Here is a 1,674-nt window from a genome sequence, read left to right on the forward strand (position 1 = left end):
GCGACCACGTTCTAACATCCATACAGGAGCAGCCGCCCGCACCTTGGCTCGGGCGAGACCCCAATCACCCCATCTGTTGAAAAAGTGGCTCGCAGCGAGGCTGTGAGCGTGATTCAGTGTCTCCGAAGAGATTCGGAGAACGAGGCATGCGCGGCGGGGACGACCGGTCTGGCGAACTGTTCAGTTATGTTGATCTCGAGGCTCGGGTGCGGCGCGATCATCCGTTGCGCCGCATTCGGGCGATTGTGAACGAAGCGCTGGCGGCGTTGGAGCGGGACTTCGCGGCGCTGTATTCGCCGATGGGGCGGCCTTCGACCCCGCCGGAAAAGCTGCTGCGAGCGATGCTGCTACAGGCGTTCTATTCGATCCGCTCGGAGCGGCTGTTGATGGAGCGGCTGGAATACGACCTTCTGTTCCGCTGGTTCGTCGGGATTGGCGTTGACGATGCGGCCTGGGACCATTCTGTGTTCTCCAAGAACCGCGACCGGCTGCTGGAGGGCGACATCGCCGCAAAGTTCCTGAGCGCGGTGCTGGTGCAGCCCAAGGTCAAGAGGCTTCTCTCGACGGATCACTTCTCGGTCGACGGAACGCTGATCGAGGCCTGGGCGTCGATGAAGAGCGTCAAACCGAAGGACGGCTCGGGCGAGCCGCCGGCTGAAGGGGGCGGGCGAAACGCGGAAGTGGACTTCCATGGCCACAAGCGCTCGAACGACACACATGCCTCGACCACCGATCCGGATGCCCGGCTCTATCGCAAGGGCAAAGGCAAGGAGGCCAAGCTGTGCTTTATGGGACATGGCTTGATGGAGAACCGCCACGGCCTGCTGGTCGACGCCTGCCTGACACTGGCCGACGGACATGCTGAGCGGGTGGCCGCACTGCACATGATCGAACCTCGCGCGGAACGGCCACAGGCGATCACGCTCGGTGCCGACAAGGCCTACGACACTGAAGACTTTGTCAATGAGCTGCGCTCGATGAGGGTGACGCCGCATGTAGCGCAGAACAACACGAGCGGCCGCAGTTCCGCGATCGACGGGCGCACGACGCGGCATGGCGGCTATGCTGTCAGCCAGCGCATCAGGAAGCGCATCGAAGAGGCATTCGGTTGGATCAAGGTCGTGGCCGGCCAGCACAAGACGAGGTTCCGCGGCCGCGACCGTGTCGGATGGGCCTTCACCTTCGCAGCCGCTGCCTACAATCTGGTGCGACTGCCAAAGCTCATGGCGGAGACCGGCTGATGGCCAAGGTTCCCGGCTTCGCCAAGGCCTTTGCCGGCCGCTGGCGCATCGTCGAGATGGATGTTTGGGATAACGACTCCCTCGATCTCGTCGAGGAAGCGCATCTGACATTCAAAGGCTCGGCGGATGGCGAGATCGCCTTCGGCGCACTCAAGGGCTTCCTCGATGTCCGATATGGCACCCGCGATGGCTCAGCATGCGCGGAATTCTCGTGGGAGGGGCATGATGAGAAAGACCCAGCCTCTGGCCGCGGCTGGGCTGTCTTTGGCACTGCAGGCCGCCTCGTCGGCCACTTCTACATCCACAACGCCGACGATTCAGGCTTCGTTTGCGAAAGAGCCTGAATTCTTCAACAGATGGGGTGATTGGGGTCTCGCCCGAGCCAAGGTGCGGGCGGCTGCTCCTGTATGGATGTTAGAACGTGGTCGCCTTG

General features: G+C 62.6%; 2 protein-coding genes. Both read left to right on the top strand.

All coding sequences use genetic code 11. The features are described 5' to 3' along the window. Nucleotides 1–146: 146 nt before the first annotated feature. The gene (locus tag NKI20_RS33485) at nt 147–1,241 is read left to right on the top strand and encodes an IS5 family transposase (protein ID WP_352838256.1); all 1,095 of its coding nucleotides are present in this window, start codon (nt 147–149) and stop codon (nt 1,239–1,241) included. Continuing rightward, complete coding sequence (locus NKI20_RS33490) at nt 1,241–1,585, top strand: hypothetical protein (protein ID WP_352608222.1); 345 nt, start codon at nt 1,241–1,243, stop codon at nt 1,583–1,585. The genes NKI20_RS33485 and NKI20_RS33490 overlap by 1 nt, the downstream gene beginning before the upstream one ends. Nucleotides 1,586–1,674: the final 89 nt, after the last annotated feature.

The sequence above is a fragment of the Mesorhizobium sp. M0830 genome (assembly GCF_040319965.1).
GTDB lineage: Bacteria > Pseudomonadota > Alphaproteobacteria > Rhizobiales > Rhizobiaceae > Mesorhizobium.

What these genes read in the sequence shown, in the direction of transcription:
- NKI20_RS33490 (WP_352608222.1), top strand. Translation starts at nt 1,241, where the DNA reads ATGGCCAAGGTTCCCGGCTTCGCCAAGGCCTTTGCCGGCCGCTGGCGC.
- NKI20_RS33485 (WP_352838256.1), top strand. Translation starts at nt 147, where the DNA reads ATGCGCGGCGGGGACGACCGGTCTGGCGAACTGTTCAGTTATGTTGAT.